Source organism: Paraflavitalea speifideaquila (genome assembly GCF_032395985.1).
GTDB classification, from domain to species: domain Bacteria; phylum Bacteroidota; class Bacteroidia; order Chitinophagales; family Chitinophagaceae; genus Paraflavitalea; species Paraflavitalea speifideaquila.
In genome coordinates this window covers 1,259,534-1,276,104 of the sequence record NZ_CP135920.1, presented here as the reverse complement: position 1 = coordinate 1,276,104, position 16,571 = coordinate 1,259,534, and the positions used below count along the sequence as shown (strand labels likewise).

Below are 16,571 nucleotides of genomic sequence, written 5' to 3'. Positions count from 1 at the left end.
ACTTACTTTACCGCTGGCAAAACCCATGCTTACCCGGTATTACGTTGCGGCGGCAAGGCCATACCCTGGTATAAAATACCATCTGTCTCCTGCCTGATAATACAGGCATACAAACCATTGTGATCTGTTCATGGTATCCAATGTTGTGGTTACCTGCAATTCAGTAAAAAAGTAGAAGCCAGATTTTGGGCTCCATACGTAAACTGTTTTACGTTGGCATTCCCGCAATACCTGTCGGCCTCTGGGACCTGCCGGCCCTGCTGGTCCTTCAGGGCCTGTGTCACCTTTTTACAGGCCATCAAACAGCATATGACCATGGATACAAAAAAATACTTTTTCATATTTTTGTTTTATATAAGGGTTTAATAAATGATTACATAGCTTTTAAGCAACTGCTAAACTAATTCTGCCGGAAAATCAAGGTTCCAATGATTGGTATCCCAGATCTGCGTCATCCTTCCATCGGTAGTTATAGCATAAATAGACTTCTTATTGTCTTCTGCATTCGTCGGGAATACGGCGGCAAGACCTTGAAATCTCAGTTGACCGTGGCCTGCGCTTTCAGCAGGAAAATCGAGGTTCCAATGATCGGTGTCCCATATTTGTGCCAACCGTCCGTCGGTGGAGATGGCATAAATAGACTTCTTGTTGTCTTCTGCATTGGTTGCAAAAACAGCGACTCCTTCCTGGAATCTTAGTTGGGGGTGACCCGCCAGTTCTGCCGGGAAGTCCAGATTCCAATGATCCGTATCCCATATTTGTGCCAACCGCCCATCGGTAGTGATGGCATAGATAGACTTTTTGTTGCCCTCTGCATCCGTTGGAAATACAGCGGAATTTCCTTAAACCTTAGCCCGCCATGGCCTGCCAGTTCTGCTGGAAAGTCAAGGTTCCAGTGATCCGTATCCCATATTTGCGCCAGCCGTCCATCGGTAGTGATGGCATAAATAGACTTCTTGTTGTCCTCTGCATCCGTTGGGAATACAGCGGGAATTCCTTTGAATCTTAACCCGCCATGACCTGCCAGTTCTGCCGGAAAGTCAAGGTTCCAATGATCGGTATCCCATATTTGCGCCAGCCGTCCATCGGTAGTTATAGCATAAATTGATTTTTGTTGTCGCCGGCATCAGTGGAGAAGACAATAACTCCTTTTTGGAATCTTAACTGGACATGATTCGCCAGTTCTGCCGGAAAATCAAGGTTCCAATGATCCGTGTCCCATATTTGCGCCAAACGCCCATCAGTAGTGATGGCATAAATTGATTTTTTATTATCCTCCTCATTTGTTGCAAATACAGCCGGGAATTGCTGAAAGCGTAATTGTGTATGGCCGGCTAGCTCAGCGGGAAAGTCGAGATTCCAATGATCTGTATCCCAAAGCTGATACAATCTCCCGTGATTACTAACCACGTAAATTGACTTCTTATTGTCTTCCGCATTTGTTGGAAATACTGCCGGACGACTCTTGAAATCAACCCTTAATTCAGGCGTATTTTCAATAATAGCCCTCAGGTTTGGCATTATCCCAATGTTCCCTGCTATGCCAGTGCCTTGCGCAGTCCCTGTTGCAGGGTTGGAAAGCAAGTCACGCATTTGACGGGGAGATAATAAAGATCCGACAGCTGCCTTATGCATACCCTGTACTATTAATGCAGCACCTACAATGATTGGAGAAGCTCCGCTTGTGCCTCCAAATGCACTTGTATAATCATCATTCATTGTTGCCGTCGTATCATTTCAAGCGTACCCGTATCCCTGTTTGCATACCCGGTAGTTACAATATTTTCTCCCCAGGCATAACAATCAATACGGGAGCCGAAGTTTGAAAAATTTGCTCTGTTATGAGGAACGACAGAAAGTGAAGCGCCGGTCATTATTGCACCGGAATCCGTAAAATTCGGATTTGTTCTATCCAGTAAATCCTGCCCTGCTGCATTTGTCCAATTATCCAGATCATTACCTCCATTGCCGGCAGCTTCCACTACTATAATAGCATTCCCCACAGCTAATCTAATGGCATCAAAATCTGCCGGGTCCGTTTCCGTGGGTAAGAAATTCCGCTGCACTTCCAGTAATAGTACATCACCTGCATTCATTTTTGAAATTGCTGCAATAATAGCATCTGCCACATGTAATGGTGTGTCTGTGTCTGCTTCATAATGGGAGACCATATTTACATAACTAACAGAAGGAGCTATCCCGACGATTCCTGCACCATTATCCAGACCTACAACCTCACCTAATACAGCAGTTCCATGGTCACCGATATACGTTCCAACCCCATGCCTATTGTCATTAAAAATTAATGTTGGGCTGGCATCATTCAGATCATCATGTGTGGTTATCCATCCTTGCTCAAGATCAACAAATCCAATCCCGGCGCCTTCTCCATTCAATCTCGTCCAGGCAAACCGGGCGTCAATTCCTAAGGGTGCAGCATCCAAGTATCCCTGTCGAACAGAAAAATATCATCAGTTGGATTTATTGCAGGATCAGACACCGGCATTTCTTTATATGCCAGACCTACTTCAGCAAGTCCGTTGAATAACTCCACTACTTTGTCCAGGCTCCCTTTAAAACTGCGATAATCTAATCGCCAGTAATTGGAAAGGCTATGAAAGGGTGCAAACCCTGTACCCCGGGCGATTACTTCCAGTTCTCTCAGTTTCTGTACCGGAACGCTTTTAATACTTCTCCTTATGTTCCGGGGCATGTATTGCTCCAGTATTGACAGCAATTTCATTAACTGATGTCTTTTAGCAATCTCTATTAGATCATCACCGTCGGTATAAGCATAACTTTCAGCAAGACGAATGATAATAAAACCGCTAGATTGTTGTGATTCAGCATTTTCTCTTGCGGCTGACCTTTCCCGATCGCTTTGTTGTCATTAGGTAATGTACTCATAATGAAAAGTTTAATGGTTTACTATTGTAAAACAGTGGCAGGGAAATGAAAAATAATTTTCAGGTATATAAACCTTTTGCAAATTTCAAAACATTATCAGGGGAAAACAATCCCATTTTTGAGTGAAAGAAAAATAACATCTTACGTTTGGGACGGATAACTTGTTGATCAGATCATGAGAGATGTTAAAACTTTCCTATAAGCCATGTAGCATACCCCTATTTGAGTGATTTATCTTTTTATGGGTTGCCATTCACATTCCAAGCAATACCACTTGGGAAGAGTCAAGAACAAAGACAGGATACGATAAAAGAATTGATGGTCTATGTGTTAAAAAGTAGCATTCGGCATCAAACGCCGTTGGGAAGTTCAATCTAGTACAATTCGACATAGTTTATCCTGCTTACCGGGATTCAGGGAGACAGCTTGACTAAAGGACATTTAATCGTGTTTTTTTGCTTCGGGGCATGTTAGGGTAATTACTGGTGCATTAAGATGCCCAATACAACGGCGCCGGAGAGGTCGTGGTGTTGGAGGAACTGGCGGATGGATTTCAGTGATTCGGCAATGGTATTTCTGACGGTATTGCGGGAAAGCTGGAGGCGTTGGGCTATTTCGTCGTGGGTAAGTCCTTCTACCCGGCTCATGGTGAATACCATTTTACGCTGGGGTGAAAGCTGGTCGATGGCCTGATGGACCAGGTGCTGGTATTCGCTGTCGAGGAGTTTATGATCGGCTTGCTGTTCACGGGTGGACTCCATTTCCTTGCGGATGAGTTTATGCATCCTGGCATCGCGGGCAGCAACTTTAAAAAAGTCGAGGGCTTTATTGTGGGCTACTTTTTGCAGGAAGGCATCGAGGTGGCGGATGTCCTGGATCAGTTCGCGGCCAATCCACAGTTTTACAAAAATATCAATGGCAATTTCTTCAGCGATCTCTTTTGACTTGGTAACGCGCAAGAGATAATTGAATAGCTTGAGTAATGGAGATCAAAAAGCTGTTTGAAAGCTTTTTCATTGCCAGCCGAAACCTCAAGCAGTAAGTTTGTTTCCTCGTTCATGTGTTGCAATCGTTGAAGTGCTACTCAAAAAGGAAGGCTGAAATTAGGAAAGATTTTCCATGAATTACAAATACAGCTTGCAGGAGCGTGCCCAGGGTCCTCCCGGAGGGGTGAGAGGGCCAGCCTAAGAACCGGGTCTCTGTAAAGTCTCTATAAGGTCTCTGAAAGGTCTCTGTAAAGAGATGGATTTTAGGTACTGTTGATTGGGACAAAGTGGCTTGGGGGCAAGGAGCTTTGAGGTACATTGTCAGGCAGTGTGCATCGAGGCCGCCTTTGACAGGGGCTGGCTGTCCGTGGGCAAGACAGGGTGGTAACCTGGGTAAACCATCTAGAACCGGGAGCTGACAATCAATGTATTGCCTATCATTTCCATAACAAACCCTGGTTTCGCGGAGCATTTGAATTTGATCGTATTTTTATTTGGTAGCAAATAATCAGGCTGTTATCTTTGCCGTCCGAAAAATGCCACAGGAAGGGAAGCCTTCATCAGAATAAGGGCATTGTATGGGGATTAGCTCAGTTGGCTAGAGCGCTAGCATGGCATGTTAGAGGTCATCGGTTCGACCCCGATATCCTCCACCCAGGAAAAAGGTTCACAAATATTGTGAGCCTTTTTATTGCCTATTGGCTAACCGCAGGGGCAAGCATTGTTTTCATGATGCATCAGGGATATATGTTTTGGTACTTCAAGGCTGATGAAAATCCCGATCCAATTGTATACGGATATTATCAAAATAAATTAAAGCCGGATAGTTTTGGATTTTTATCAGAGTTTATTAAAAAATATTTATGTTGGTCATTTCATTCTTGCGTTGGAACGATAATCGTACTCTAATATAAGTGCCCAATGCAAAAGTGTATGCCCAAATGCTGAAAATATAATATTTGCAAAAAAAAAAGAGTACAAAAGGTAATTGTCTGTATAATTGGGGCAACAATTAATACTTTATGACACTCTACGACAGATATATCAGTGGACAAACTGAACAAGTTTGTCAGGAAATTCTAACCTTGAGAATGAAGTCTTTTCAAATAGCTATGGGAGCGATGTAGACCAGGTTTTAAAGGAGCTATTTAGTAGAGTAGCTGATAATCTAATCATTATTTATGCCGAGCTTAAAAGCATCGATTATCTTTTCAAGACGGAAGTCAAATACAACTTTGAGCGTCCTCTTCATAAGCCACTTCCGGAAACGAACATTTTACTTAACAAGCTTGATAAAGCTGTTGAGCCATTTGGATTTGTCCCCTTTCATTAAAATACTTTTATAATATCGTTGGCGGGGTAAATTTTGTTTGGGACTATGACACTAACGAAAACTTTATATGGCATCTTGCAGATCCGATTCAAATAGCAAGTCTTGATGCTATTGTTGATACTGTGACGGGTAAGTACTGGTATGAAGAAATGTGTGAAATTGTGGCGGAAGGAGAAATTCCTTATCTTGAACTATCGGCAGACGATTTACATAAGGATAATATTAGCGGTGGCCCACCTTATTCATTAGAAATCACGAAACATCTAAGCTTCGACAGCTTGTTTCTAAATGAACCAAACAACACAACATTTATAAACTATTTGAGAATATGTATTGATAATTGTGGATTTCCTTCAATACGGAGACTTGACTGCGATAACGATTATCAGGCATTCTTTAACAAAATAAAACCGCTATTGAAACCAATTTAAGGGGGAAAGTTTTGGCTAGTAAAAGGATCAAACAAACAAATCTAAATTCCCTAATATAGCATCAATACCCGATATACAAAAGATATTAATTATCCTTGAAGTGGCAGATAAACAAGTCTTGTTTATTATACTTGATGAGGAAGGATCTATTAACAGGAAGGGCAATGGGAGCCCTGATTGCGAGGACAATGATTTGTTTATTGGCATTACAAGCGAAAATTTATTTAACCAGATTAAGCCATTCATTACTGAAGATATGCAGGAGTTTTGGGGAAATAAATATGATTTGCCGGATAAAAAGGGACGGTTATGCTGTTTAAATATTTTATACAAGGATGATAAGATCGAGACAGGAGTACAATTCCTTTATGGAGAATTTTCTCAAGGGCCACCAAATCCGTTTAGGGCCTTAGTGAAAAAGGCTGTAGAATTAACCAATCATTGGTATGAACAGCAAAAAAGAATGGCTTTTGAAAGTATAATTGCAAGAAAAGCTAAACCCTGGTGGAAATTTTGGTAAACTATGTTGATGCTTTCCCGACTCCAGCCAATAAAGGAATTATAAAATGAGGACAGATAAATCAATTATTATTACATCTGAACTGCTGAACAGCCTGGAGAAGACAAGCAATATAAAAGAGCTGGTTACAGAACAAGAATTTCTCGATGTGCTTAAACTGAATAGGGCAATTATCTATATGCTGGTGGATTGGTCTGGTCCAGAAAGAATATCACGTTATTTAGTTTACCAGGTACTTACTGACTTTGGCCCGGAAGAAGGAGCACCAGTATTCAAAATTGATTGCTCCGATCAAACCAAAGAATATATTGTAGATTGGCTTGTTAAACAAAGAGAAAGCTATAAAGAATTCTATTATGGCGGTTGGGGTGAAACTTTATTCCTTAACCAGGGAGATATTGTCGATTATATAGGCAATCCCGCAAAAATCGGACGTATGAAAACAGAAGAGAAATTGGCAGAATGGAAAAAGAACGAATAAGATGTAGCTACGCCCAGTTGGTAGACGAAGGATTAATCGAGGTGACAAATAAACCGGTTATTCAGCTTGCTATATCCAGGCAAATTATTGGGGCCGAACTTTCAACCGATTGGAAGCACGCTGACGAATACATTGGCAACTTAAAAGTTTTGAATAGGGCACTAGAATTAGCCTGACTTAATAGGAATTATCTGGATGATATTTTATCTATTAATTGTTTTACAGAATAAATACGATTAAATAATTTCTTTAATTGGTTCGACAATCTGCCGGCGGACTCCACCCAGGAAAAAGGTTTACAAATATTGTGCGCCTTTTTTATTGCCCATTGACTCGTCATAAAAAGCAATTCAGGTTGATCCTTGAAACCTTGCTTTTATACGTAGAAAGGGCCTTTCGATCACGTAATACGAGAACAAGGCCATCAGGAAGACAAACAATACATTTTGGGGAAACCGGGCTACCCACCAGTTGGTATCACTGATAAAAATTTGCTGCCAGAGGTAAATGCTGTAAGACAAGGTACCGATATAATTTACCGGCTTCCAGTTAAGGCATTTGAACCAATAATTCCTTGGGCCAAAAACTGAATATAGGATGATGGCAGCAAGCAGGCAATTGCCGATGGTGCCATAGGTAGTGCGACCCAGGGGAATGAAGATAAATCCCAATTGTATGCGATCTGCCAATGGAGGCAGGTACCTCAACACGAATAATAGGATAAGGGAACACCAGAATATCCGATTCCAATAAGAACGCATCATGGCCAATATCCTGTCTTTGTACAAGGCCAATAAACAACCTGTAGCCACTGCATCGATGCGCCAGAAGATAGTTAACTCCCCATCCAACTTACGGGGTGAAAGTGTAAGAACACCCTGATCACCGGTACTGCCAGAAACAGAAACCAGGAAGCTGCTTTCCGGAATTGAGGGCCGCGCAAAAGATCAGGGGCCAGCACAAATAAAATTGCTCTTCAATGCTTAATGACCAGGCATGGGCGGTAAACCAATCGAGGTTCCAGTTAAAGTATTTGGTGTAAGTAAAAGCTGTTAAAAAGACTGGGCACTGATCTGGATCACCCCGACAGCATTCAGCACCACGTAAACCAGTAACAGAAAATAATAAGCCGGAAATATCCGTAATACTCTTCTTAGATAGAACTTCCTGACAGAAATAGTATTGGTCTTTGCTTCTTCGCGCAGGAGTAAGGAAGTGATCAAAAAGCCGGATATGATAAAAAGGCATTTACACCCAAATGGCCATCCTGCAGGAAACGCATCAACGGCATGATCCATCGATGTTTGGAGATGGCTTCAAAGGCATCTGTATTTTTGCCTACATGGTGCAGGATAACCAAGGCAACGCTTATTGCCCTTAGTCCATTTAAAGAGGGAAACCAGTCATTACCGGCGCTCCTTTCATTGGTCATTACCTGCTATTTACCTGTTTAATGTTGAACACGCTTCATGCTACCGCTGTTGGTACATGGTTTTCCGGGCACCAAAATACGGTGTATTTTCAAAACAGCTTTCTTTCCTGGCTCAATTGCCTGTATAAGGGCAATCAATCGGTGCAAAGGAGCTTAATTTTTAGTGCCAATACAATCACTGATGGCTGTTTTACATTACCGCGAATTGAAGGAAGAAGAGATCGGGCAGATAGGCACTATCGACCGGACGGAAGAAATACTGGCAGTATAGGGCAGAAACGTCCATTCCCGGCTTTAAACTGTCTTTTGGTCAAAGATTTTTTACCCGGGGATGTTGATGGACTAGGTTTGGGATAAATCAACCTTATATGAAATTAGCTGCGCTGCTTTATATCCCGCTCCTACTGATAGTGCCCCGTTTTACGAATGGGCAAACTATTGCAAAATCATCTACTTTAAAGCCTGCGGTCGAATGGCCTGCCTATGGTAATGATGCCGGCGGTACGCGCTACTCGCCGCTGAACCAGGTGAATGCGCGCAATGTTGCCAATCTGCAGCCTGCCTGGACATATCAAACGGGCGAACTGGCCACGTATGAAGGTACGAATGCGATGCGGCAGGCGGCCTTTGAAGCTACGCCGGTCATGATTGGCCGCACGCTGTATTTCAGTACGCCTTCGGCCCGGGTATTTGCATTGGATGCGGCTACGGGCAAGGAGCATTGGGTATATGATCCCGCCATCAACCTGGGTACGGGGTATTCAGAGGTCACCTCCCGGGGTGTTTCGGCCTGCCAGCCGGTGGCAAAACAGCAGTAAGGATTTTTGTTGCTACTATCGATGGCCGCTTAATAGCACTTGATGCCAAGACAGGCAAACCCATTGCTTCGTTTGGCGACCGGGGTTCGGTTGATCTTAACAGGGGTATGGGTGGCAATATCAGTGTTACCTCACCTCCTGCCATTGTAGGTAATACGATCATTGTAGGTTCGTCGATGGGCGATAACCAGCGGTTTGATTATCCCCCGGCACGGTACGTGCTTATGATGTACTAACAGGGGCCTTGAAATGGGGTTGGGACCCGATCCCGCGCGACTCAATGAATAAAGCCTGGCCTACCTGGAAGGGGCCCAAGGCATATAAAACGGGAGCGGCCAATGCCTGGGCGGTTATTTCAGCGGATGCTACGCGTGACCTTGTATTCATTCCTACCAGTAGTCCAAGCCCCGATTACTATGGCGGCGAAAGGCTGGGACAAAACTTATACGGCAATTCTATTGTAGCGTTGAAAGCTTCTACAGGTAAAATGGTTTGGTATTACCAGGTGGTACACCATGATCTTTGGGATTATGATATTGCGGCACAACCCATACTCACCAATATTTTTAAAGATGGTAAGCAGGTACCCGCTGTTATTGTTGGTACCAAGATGGGGCATATTTTTATCCTGCACCGCGAAACGGGCCTGCCCTTATTCCCGGTAGAAGAACGGCCAGTAGCCGCATCTGATGTGCCTGGTGAAGAAGCCTGGAGCACGCAACCCTTCCCGGTATTGCCTGCACCGCTGGGCTTGCAACGTGTTACTGAAAATGAAGCCTGGGGCTTACGGAAGGGGATAAGGAAGAAGCTAAAAAAGAATTGAGGGATACGTCAATAAGGGTATTTATACACCGCCCTCCTACCAAGGCTCTATCATGACACCCGGCAATGCAGGTGGCATTCATTGGGGCGGTATGTGTGTAGATCCCAATCAACAGGTATTGATCACCAATATCAACCTGTTGCCTGCTGTTATACGTATGGTGCCACGGGAAAAGATAAGTGAACTGGAAGGGCAAAGCAGTAAAGTGGTAAGAGGGGAAACAGGTTATCAACGGGGTACTCCTATGTGATGAACAGGGATTATCTTTTCAAAGTAGCGGCCGAGGGTAAAGGAGTGGTCATGCAAACTACGCCACCCTGGGGTACGTTACTAGCCATTGACCTGCGTACGGGATCTAAAAATGGGAAGTGCCGCTGGGTTATATGATGGACCCCGACAAGTATCCGGATGCACCCAAATGGGGATCGATCAATTTTGGCGGAGCTATTGTAACAGCGGGTAACCTGATCTTTGTAGCGGCCTCGCGCGATGGACACTTCCGCGCATTTGATACGCATAGCGGCGCTGAGCTTTGGAAATACCTGTTGCCCGCGGGTGGTCAGGCTACTCCAATGACGTATAGCTTAGATGGAAAACAATACATTGTAATCGCAGCCGGAGGGCACGGTAAACTGGGCACTAAAATGGGAGATTATGTGGTAGCGTTTGCCCTGAAAAATTGAAATAAGTAGAGCCATGATAAAGCAAAGCTGGATCTCAGGGTCTGGCTTTGCGCATTATAGGAGTTGGTTGGTAAAAATATCTTTAACCATGTTGATCTCTTTTTCATAGAGGGTTTTCTTGCGGGTGCCAAAATACAAGGTGTTTTCAACAACGTGCAGCCCCTCCCATACCAGTTTCAGCTTATCGGTGGTGATCTCTTCTTTGCATAAAAAGTCGGGCAATACGGAAAAGCCCTGACCACCGCTTAAACAACGCACAATGGAACTGATATTGGGTACAATGTAATTGGGCTTAAAATCGAGGTGGCGTTTAAAGTTCAGTTGCCAGAAGTTTTTCAGGTGCCCCATATCAGCGGCTGTACTGTACCATAGTTGTTGTTTTAACCAGCTTTCGGCTTCCTTGGGCTTATTATCCTTTATTAAAGGGTTTAAGGTTTTGAGGTTGGTCTTTGAGCCGCATACCAATACAATCCTTTCTTTAGAGAAGGGCTGGTATTCCAGGCCCTTTTGATCATCCTTATGGGGTGTGATGATCAGGTCCAATAATCCTTTATCCAGGTCATGGATCATTTGGGGATATTCACCAAACTTGATGATGACATTAAAAGGCAGGGAGGAAATATGTCTCTCCAGGGTGAATTGAAATGTTTCAAAGCACATGCCGATACTGATGGTAGCCCTATCGGCTTTGGAACTTTTATGGAAAAGCTCCTCGGCCGTTTCCAGTTTACTGAGAGGTTCCAATACAAAATTATACAACACTTTACCTCTTTCTGTTGGCACCATTTTTCGGGCGGAGCGATCAAATAATTTGTATCCGGTATAGGCTTCCAATGAGTTGAGGTGCAGGCTTACACCGGGTTGGGATATGTACAAAGCTTCTGCAGCGCCTGTTAACGTTTCTTTTTCATAGATCGCTTTAAAGGTCCTGAGCCACTCCAGATTGAGTATCATACATTATCAGTTTTCTGATACAAATGTATAATTTAAGCTATTATGCTAATAGTTCTTTTTGCTGAATTTTGCCCAGTCAAATTAAAATATATGAACACGCTTACAAAATCTATTGAACTACCGGCAGGAGAAAACGGTACACAAACGCAGCGCAGTAAGGGGTTGCCTGCTGCCCTTTGGGCATTGACCATCAGTGCTTTTGGCATCGGCACTACCGAATTCGTAATAGTTGGTCTGTTGCCCACCATGGCCAACGACCTGCATATCCCGATCCCATCAGCCGGCTTGCTGGTGAGTTTGTATGCTATAGGAGTAGCTATTGGCGCCCCCATCCTTACAGCCTTAACCAGTCGTATTCCGCGCAAACAATTACTGATCGCTCTCATGGCTTTATTTATAATAGGCAATGGGCTGGCTTCGCTGGCGCCGGGCTTTGTGCCGCTGGTCATTGCCCGTATCATTACTGGTTTTGCGCATGGGGTGTTTTTCTCTATTGATCTACCATTGCGGCAGCCCTGGTACCCGTCGAAAAAAGAGCGTCTTCTATTGCCATTATGTTTGCGGGCCTTACGGTAGCGATTGTAACGGGTGTACTCTTTGGTACTTTTATTGGTCAGCAATTTGGCTGGCGGGCTACTTTTATTGGAGTGGCCGCGTTGGGGGTAATTGGTTTGGTGGCCAGTTGGATACTGGTACCCAATAACCTCAAAATGAAAAAGCAGCTTCTTTCAAAACGCAGTTAAAAGTCATTACAAATAAACGTTTATTGCTGGGTTTCTTAATGACGGCGCTGGGATATGGAGGTACGTTTGTTGCCTTCACGTATCTTTCGCCCATTCTGCAGGAGATCATGGGGTTGTCGGAATCGGTGGTCAATGTGGTACTGCTGCTGTATGGTGTAGCTATTGCTATTGGTAATATTGTTGGTGGCAAGGCGGCCAATAAGAATCCTTTAAAGGCGTTGCGTTGGATGTTTATTTTCCAGGCGCTGGTATTGTTGTTGTTTACGTTTACGGTTCACTACACGGTTGTTGGTATCATTACGATGTTCGTTATGGGGGCGCTTTCTTTTACCAATGTGCCCGGCCTGCAATTGTATGTGGTGCAAACTGCTGAACGGTATTTACCTGGTACGGAAGATGTAGCCTCGGCCTTTAATATTGCTTCGTTTAATATCGGTATTGCTATTGGCGCTTATGCCGGCGGCCTGATCGTGGCATCTCCATTTGGGTTAGGTGCTACGCCCTGGGTGGGAGCTATATTGGTGGTGCTGGCGGTTGGGGTAACGATGGTGAGTGGAAAGGTGAGTGGTAAATAGTGATTCACCTGCTTTGATGGGGATACTTATGAGCCATGGCCAAACTTCTGAGGAATTCTTCTTTCTTGCGCCTGGCTACCATTACGCAATTGCCATTCTGCATTTCAATTTGCCCACCATCGCCTTTGATATACCGTTTGATGTAGTTGAGGTTAATGATATGGGAGTGATGGGTACGAAAAAATATATGAGGGGGCAGCACACCAAAATCCTTTAAGGTACGGCTGGCCAGCAGTTTGGGATGATTGGTAAAATGGATGACGGTATAATTACTTTGTGCCTCCAGGTGTATAATATCGGCGGTATTGAAAAAGAGCAGTCCCTCCATTGTTGGAATGGCAATTTTATCCAGGAAATGTTTGGTCTGCAGGTTTTGTTGCAATACCTCCAGTTTTTCGGCTGTGGGTTCCAAAGGCTGGTCCTGTACTCTTTCAATGGCGGCTCTAAGTTCTTCTATATCCACGGGTTTGAGGAGGTAATCAAAAGCGGCATATTTAATGGCCTTGATGGCATACTGGTCATAAGCGGTGGTGAAAATGAGGTGAAAATGCTTATCGGGTAACTGGGCCAGCATTTGAAACCCATCCATGCGGGGCATTTCTATATCGAGGAAAACGATGGCAGGATTTGTTTCTTTGATCAGCCGCAGGCCCTCTACCCCATCGGCTGCTTCACCGGCCAGTACTACTTCCGGGCAATAGTGGTGCAGCTTTTCCCGCAAGGCAAGCCGTCCTTTTTGTTCATCGTCTATGATGATGGCTGTTAACATTATTGCATTTTTAAAAGTACCTGCACTTTTGTACCGGCGGCTTCACCATTTTTTTAAGATCGGTTACAACTACTGAAGCATTGCTTTCGTTATTAAAAACCTTACCCGGTCGCTGCTCATTTGCATACCATAGGATCTATTCTTTCCTGACAGGTTGTTTTTAGAAGCATCTCTGCCCAGGCCATTGTCTTCAATCACAAATTCAATATGCTCCTGTTTTTTGGTTATGGTAACCACCAGCCTACCCCTATTACCGGGCTTATTCCTGAGTCCATGTAAGATAGCATTTTCTACATAGGGTTGTACGATCAGGGGCGGCACTTTAAAATCATCCTGCAGTAAGGATTCATCAGCATGAATAGAGGCAGTGAACTTGTTTTCATAACGCAGCTGTTCCAGGTCAATGTACAATTGCAATGTTTCCAGGTCCTTGGCCAGGGTAATGCTATTTTGTTTGGAACTATCCAGTATGTTACGGAGTAATTTGGCAAACTTATTCAGGTATACGGTAGCATGGTATTTATCATTGCTTTGTATCAGGGCATCAATGCTATTGATACAATTAAATACAAAATGGGGGTTCATTTGGGCTCTTAAGGCCATCATTTCAGTCTCGGCTATTTTTTGTTTCATTTCCGCTACATGCCGGATATTCCTGATCCTTCGCTTCACCAAAAAGTGATCAACCCGGTTACCAGCGCCAGGGAAGCCAATAGGAACCACCAGGATTGCCACCAGGGGCGCCGGATAGTAAAATGCACAGTAGTTTCCTTACTCCATGTTCCGGCATTGTTTACCGCCCTTAAAGAAAAGGAGTAATCGCCTGCCGGCAGGTTGAGAAAATTGATCTGCCGCTGATGGCCCACCCCAATCCAATCTTGCCCTTTGAGCCGGTAGAAGTATTTATTCAATGGACCATCGGCCAGGTTGATGGCGGTAAAGCTGAAGCTAATATCATTCTGGTTGTGGGGATCACATAATTGGGCCGCACAGGCTGGTCGGCATTGTCAATGGTTACATTGGTAATTTTTATAGTCAATGCAGGCGATTCGGCCATCAATTGATCGGGATAAAATGTATTGAGGTAATGGTTGGTGGTAAAGAATATCTTTCGGGAACGGGGGTCGAATACGACATCGGTTATTCCGGTTTCGGGCAGTGAATTGGGATGCATGAAATTCACAAACCTGTTTTCGCTGACCTGGAAACAGCTAAGGCCATTGGAAGTGCCTATCCATATCCTTCCTTTATCATCTGCAGTAATGCTGGTGATGGCATTGGAAGGCAATCCCTGTGCTACATCGTATTTGGTAAAGTGATGGGTAGGAATATGATAGCTGAACAGGCCATTATTGGTGGCTATCCACAGTACTTCTTTTTGGTTACAGTACAGGGCATTGATGAAGGCATTATCGAACAGGGAGAAGTAATCGGGGGTAATGATCTCAAAGTGATTGAGGTTTCTTTTCCACTGCACTAAACCAGCACCATCCTGGTTACCCATCCATAAGTTGCTTTCATGATCTTCGGCTATAGCAAGGGGGTACCGGATAGGCAGGCGGTTATCGCCCTCACGCGATGGATAGTGGATAAAGGTACGGCTGGCAGGATTGTATTGTGCCACGCCATTGCCAAACCCAATGCCCATCCAGGTAAGGCCCTTGCTGTCTTTGAAAGCTACTGTGACGGGTTTCTCATCCAAAGCTGCCGGCTTTCCTTTAATGGCCAGCAGGCCGGTACTTTTTGTAGCGGGGTTATACCACCTGGCGCCCACCTGGGTATTGAGCCATAAGGTATCTTTGGCACCTGTTTTCAGTACGCTCCAGGCAATCCGGTACAACGGGTCTTTATTCATTACAATATTATCCAGCAAGGTCAATTCTTTGGTGAGCTTAAAAACCGGAGGCTTCTGCCGCCACCCATACGGTATCATCAATAAAATATATCTTCCAAAGATTCCAAACGGTTTGCTTATTGTTATCCAGCAGGATGGATTGTACATTTTTGAGGTACCTACGGATTTGAATAAACCGTTTGAAGTGGCCAGCCAAAGGGTGCCAGCTTTATCTTCCCGGATAGCATTGATGGTTTTATCGGCAAACTGCCTGAATAAATGAATAGTTCCTTTTTGGGTAATAAAAGAGGAAGGCAGGTTGGAAAAACCGCCTTCCTGAAAAACACAGACCAGTGACTGATCGCCAGCCTTAACCAAATGAATGGCCTGGTTTTTATATCCCATAACAGTATTCTGCAATAGAAACTGCCTGGATTGCAAGGTTTGGGTAACCGGATCGAAAATACTTAGGCTATCGTCCCCGAATTTTATAAATTGAATATTGCCTTTCTCATTAAAATACCTGCCTCCCGAAATGAAGTCACTCAAAATATGGTAAGGATGCCGGGTAAGGGTTCGCAGCGGCCGTAAGGTATCAGCCTGGTAATTGTACACCATCAGTCCACCTTGATCAGTATGCCTGTCTTCCAGTGTTGCCAATATTTCATTGCCAGGCAATAATTCCAGGATGCCTACATAATTCATCCGCTCCTGGTTATAATCCTTTTCGCTGTATCCCCGGTATACTTTCAAAATATCGAGTTGAGGGCTTAAGCAATAAAGGGCTGTACGGGTGCCTGCCCAGATATTGTGGAAGGAGTCGACCACCACGGACCTAAAAGAGTTGTCGCGACTAAACATCACGGGCTTGCTTTTCACCAGGAAGTTCCTGAATTGCAAGGTGTGTATGTTAAGTAGTGAAAGGCCGGTGGTAGTAGCGATCACCAGGTGATTGGAATCATAGGAGAGGATATTGGTGATATTGTTGCCAGGTAAGGCATTCTTTTCGCGGTCGTAAAAGAAGTTCCTGAATTCAGTACCATCATAACGGCTTAACCCATTTGAGGTGCCTATCCACAGAAACCCATCCTTATCTTGAACAATGCCCGTTATCTGTGCATCGGGCAGTCCATCTTCCATTCCCAGGCGTTTGAAGCGAAGGCTATCGGACAATTGGGCTGTTAACAGTTTACAACTCAGTATTGCCAGCAGCAGCAGGCCATATGGGCGGATGCCTTCCATGCCGGTTCTTTTTTGTAAATTACTACTAATTCTGCTGACC

General features: G+C 44.3%; 20 protein-coding genes, 1 tRNA gene and 2 pseudogenes. 10 read left to right on the top strand and 13 right to left on the bottom strand.

The genetic code is table 11. The features are described from left to right. Nucleotides 1-395: 395 nt before the first annotated feature. From RS881_RS09015 to RS881_RS08995, 5 genes are all read right to left on the bottom strand, one after another. Nucleotides 396-767, bottom strand: coding sequence for a hypothetical protein (locus RS881_RS09015; protein ID WP_315820772.1), 372 nt, complete (start codon nucleotides 765-767; stop codon nucleotides 396-398). A gap of 325 nt (nucleotides 768-1,092) precedes the next feature. Continuing rightward, nucleotides 1,093-1,719, bottom strand: coding sequence for a hypothetical protein (locus tag RS881_RS09010; protein WP_315820771.1), 627 nt, complete (start codon nucleotides 1,717-1,719; stop codon nucleotides 1,093-1,095). Then, nucleotides 1,716-2,396 (bottom strand): S8 family serine peptidase, encoded by a 681-nt coding sequence (locus RS881_RS09005; protein WP_315820770.1) that lies wholly within the window; start codon nucleotides 2,394-2,396, stop codon nucleotides 1,716-1,718. The genes RS881_RS09010 and RS881_RS09005 overlap by 4 nt, the downstream gene beginning before the upstream one ends. 29 nt (nucleotides 2,397-2,425) lie before the next feature. Then, nucleotides 2,426-2,743, bottom strand: coding sequence for a hypothetical protein (locus RS881_RS09000; protein WP_315820769.1), 318 nt, complete (start codon nucleotides 2,741-2,743; stop codon nucleotides 2,426-2,428). A gap of 643 nt (nucleotides 2,744-3,386) precedes the next feature. Beyond that, the gene (locus RS881_RS08995) at nucleotides 3,387-3,866 is read right to left on the bottom strand and encodes a sigma-70 family RNA polymerase sigma factor (protein ID WP_315820768.1); all 480 of its coding nucleotides are present in this window, start codon (nucleotides 3,864-3,866) and stop codon (nucleotides 3,387-3,389) included. A 607-nt stretch (nucleotides 3,867-4,473) separates the two neighbouring features. Between RS881_RS08995 and RS881_RS08990 the strand changes: the two genes are divergently transcribed. The 4 genes from RS881_RS08990 (at nucleotide 4,474) to RS881_RS08975 (ending at nucleotide 6,658) form a co-directional block, all read left to right on the top strand. After that, a tRNA-Ala gene (locus RS881_RS08990) sits at nucleotides 4,474-4,546 on the top strand. Between the two features lie 413 nt (nucleotides 4,547-4,959). Next, nucleotides 4,960-5,226, top strand: coding sequence for a hypothetical protein (locus RS881_RS08985; RefSeq protein WP_315820767.1), 267 nt, complete (start codon nucleotides 4,960-4,962; stop codon nucleotides 5,224-5,226). Nucleotides 5,227-5,757: 531 nt separating this feature from the next. Next, on the top strand, nucleotides 5,758-6,177 hold the full coding sequence (locus RS881_RS08980) for a hypothetical protein (protein WP_315820766.1): 420 nt from the start codon (nucleotides 5,758-5,760) through the stop codon (nucleotides 6,175-6,177). A 46-nt stretch (nucleotides 6,178-6,223) separates the two neighbouring features. Further along, nucleotides 6,224-6,658 carry a hypothetical protein gene (locus RS881_RS08975; protein WP_315820765.1) on the top strand — a complete coding sequence of 145 codons (435 nt, stop codon included), beginning with the start codon at nucleotides 6,224-6,226 and terminating at the stop codon, nucleotides 6,656-6,658. A gap of 350 nt (nucleotides 6,659-7,008) precedes the next feature. Here the strand turns inward: RS881_RS08975 and RS881_RS08970 are convergent, their stop codons facing one another. The 3 genes from RS881_RS08970 to RS881_RS08960 form a co-directional block, all read right to left on the bottom strand. Continuing rightward, nucleotides 7,009-7,509, bottom strand: a complete 501-nt coding sequence (locus RS881_RS08970) for an acyltransferase family protein (protein WP_315820764.1) — start codon at nucleotides 7,507-7,509, stop codon at nucleotides 7,009-7,011. A 201-nt stretch (nucleotides 7,510-7,710) separates the two neighbouring features. Beyond that, nucleotides 7,711-7,881, bottom strand: coding sequence for a hypothetical protein (locus RS881_RS08965; RefSeq protein WP_315820763.1), 171 nt, complete (start codon nucleotides 7,879-7,881; stop codon nucleotides 7,711-7,713). Next, nucleotides 7,878-8,090, bottom strand: coding sequence for a hypothetical protein (locus tag RS881_RS08960; RefSeq protein ID WP_315820762.1), 213 nt, complete (start codon nucleotides 8,088-8,090; stop codon nucleotides 7,878-7,880). The genes RS881_RS08965 and RS881_RS08960 overlap by 4 nt, the downstream gene beginning before the upstream one ends. A 368-nt stretch (nucleotides 8,091-8,458) precedes the next feature. Here RS881_RS08960 and RS881_RS08955 point away from each other — a divergent pair, with 368 nt between their 5' ends. The 4 genes and pseudogenes from RS881_RS08955 (at nucleotide 8,459) to RS881_RS08935 (ending at nucleotide 10,414) form a co-directional block, all read left to right on the top strand. Continuing rightward, nucleotides 8,459-8,908: a hypothetical protein gene (locus RS881_RS08955; protein WP_315820761.1), complete on the top strand. Its 450-nt coding sequence runs from the start codon at nucleotides 8,459-8,461 to the stop codon at nucleotides 8,906-8,908. Further along, a pseudogene (locus RS881_RS08945) lies at nucleotides 8,881-9,731 on the top strand (PQQ-binding-like beta-propeller repeat protein). The gene RS881_RS08955 and the pseudogene RS881_RS08945 overlap by 28 nt, the downstream one beginning before the upstream one ends. Before the next feature lie 52 nt (nucleotides 9,732-9,783). Then, entirely contained in the window at nucleotides 9,784-9,981 is a 198-nt protein-coding gene (locus tag RS881_RS08940; protein ID WP_315820758.1) for a hypothetical protein, read from the top strand. A 118-nt stretch (nucleotides 9,982-10,099) separates the two neighbouring features. Then, nucleotides 10,100-10,414, top strand: coding sequence for a PQQ-binding-like beta-propeller repeat protein (locus tag RS881_RS08935; protein WP_315820757.1), 315 nt, complete (start codon nucleotides 10,100-10,102; stop codon nucleotides 10,412-10,414). Nucleotides 10,415-10,468: 54 nt separating this feature from the next. Here the strand turns inward: RS881_RS08935 and RS881_RS08930 are convergent, their stop codons facing one another. Beyond that, nucleotides 10,469-11,368, bottom strand: coding sequence for a LysR family transcriptional regulator (locus RS881_RS08930; RefSeq protein ID WP_315820756.1), 900 nt, complete (start codon nucleotides 11,366-11,368; stop codon nucleotides 10,469-10,471). A gap of 42 nt (nucleotides 11,369-11,410) precedes the next feature. Between RS881_RS08930 and RS881_RS59200 the strand changes: the two are divergent. Then, nucleotides 11,411-12,111: pseudogene (locus RS881_RS59200) on the top strand (MFS transporter). Nucleotides 12,112-12,134: 23 nt separating this feature from the next. Beyond that, nucleotides 12,135-12,686: an MFS transporter gene (locus RS881_RS59195; RefSeq protein ID WP_350340103.1), complete on the top strand. Its 552-nt coding sequence runs from the start codon at nucleotides 12,135-12,137 to the stop codon at nucleotides 12,684-12,686. A 4-nt stretch (nucleotides 12,687-12,690) separates the two neighbouring features. On the opposite strand, the gene RS881_RS08920 is transcribed toward RS881_RS59195, so the two are convergent. The 4 genes from RS881_RS08920 to RS881_RS08905 form a co-directional block, all read right to left on the bottom strand. After that, on the bottom strand, nucleotides 12,691-13,455 hold the full coding sequence (locus RS881_RS08920) for a LytR/AlgR family response regulator transcription factor (RefSeq protein WP_315820755.1): 765 nt from the start codon (nucleotides 13,453-13,455) through the stop codon (nucleotides 12,691-12,693). A 69-nt stretch (nucleotides 13,456-13,524) separates the two neighbouring features. Next, nucleotides 13,525-14,127 (bottom strand): sensor histidine kinase, encoded by a 603-nt coding sequence (locus tag RS881_RS08915; RefSeq protein ID WP_315824407.1) that lies wholly within the window; start codon nucleotides 14,125-14,127, stop codon nucleotides 13,525-13,527. Continuing rightward, the gene (locus RS881_RS08910) at nucleotides 14,124-14,366 is read right to left on the bottom strand and encodes a triple tyrosine motif-containing protein (protein WP_315820754.1); all 243 of its coding nucleotides are present in this window, start codon (nucleotides 14,364-14,366) and stop codon (nucleotides 14,124-14,126) included. Before RS881_RS08910 ends, RS881_RS08915 begins: the two co-directional genes overlap by 4 nt. After that, a complete protein-coding gene (locus tag RS881_RS08905; protein WP_315820753.1) occupies nucleotides 14,363-16,531 on the bottom strand; it encodes a ligand-binding sensor domain-containing protein in 2,169 nt (722 codons plus the stop codon). Before RS881_RS08905 ends, RS881_RS08910 begins: the two co-directional genes overlap by 4 nt. Nucleotides 16,532-16,571 lie beyond the last annotated feature (40 nt).

Coding starts and splice junctions, on each gene's coding strand:
- RS881_RS09010 (WP_315820771.1), bottom strand. CDS start 1,719: ATGAATGATGATTATACAAGTGCATTTGGAGGCACAAGCGGAGCTTCT.
- RS881_RS09000 (WP_315820769.1), bottom strand. CDS start 2,743: ATGAAATTGCTGTCAATACTGGAGCAATACATGCCCCGGAACATAAGG.
- RS881_RS08975 (WP_315820765.1), top strand. CDS start 6,224: ATGAGGACAGATAAATCAATTATTATTACATCTGAACTGCTGAACAGC.
- RS881_RS08960 (WP_315820762.1), bottom strand. CDS start 8,090: ATGACCAATGAAAGGAGCGCCGGTAATGACTGGTTTCCCTCTTTAAAT.
- RS881_RS08955 (WP_315820761.1), top strand. CDS start 8,459: ATGAAATTAGCTGCGCTGCTTTATATCCCGCTCCTACTGATAGTGCCC.
- RS881_RS08940 (WP_315820758.1), top strand. CDS start 9,784: ATGACACCCGGCAATGCAGGTGGCATTCATTGGGGCGGTATGTGTGTA.
- RS881_RS08930 (WP_315820756.1), bottom strand. CDS start 11,368: ATGATACTCAATCTGGAGTGGCTCAGGACCTTTAAAGCGATCTATGAA.
- RS881_RS08920 (WP_315820755.1), bottom strand. CDS start 13,455: ATGTTAACAGCCATCATCATAGACGATGAACAAAAAGGACGGCTTGCC.
- RS881_RS08905 (WP_315820753.1), bottom strand. CDS start 16,531: ATGGAAGGCATCCGCCCATATGGCCTGCTGCTGCTGGCAATACTGAGT.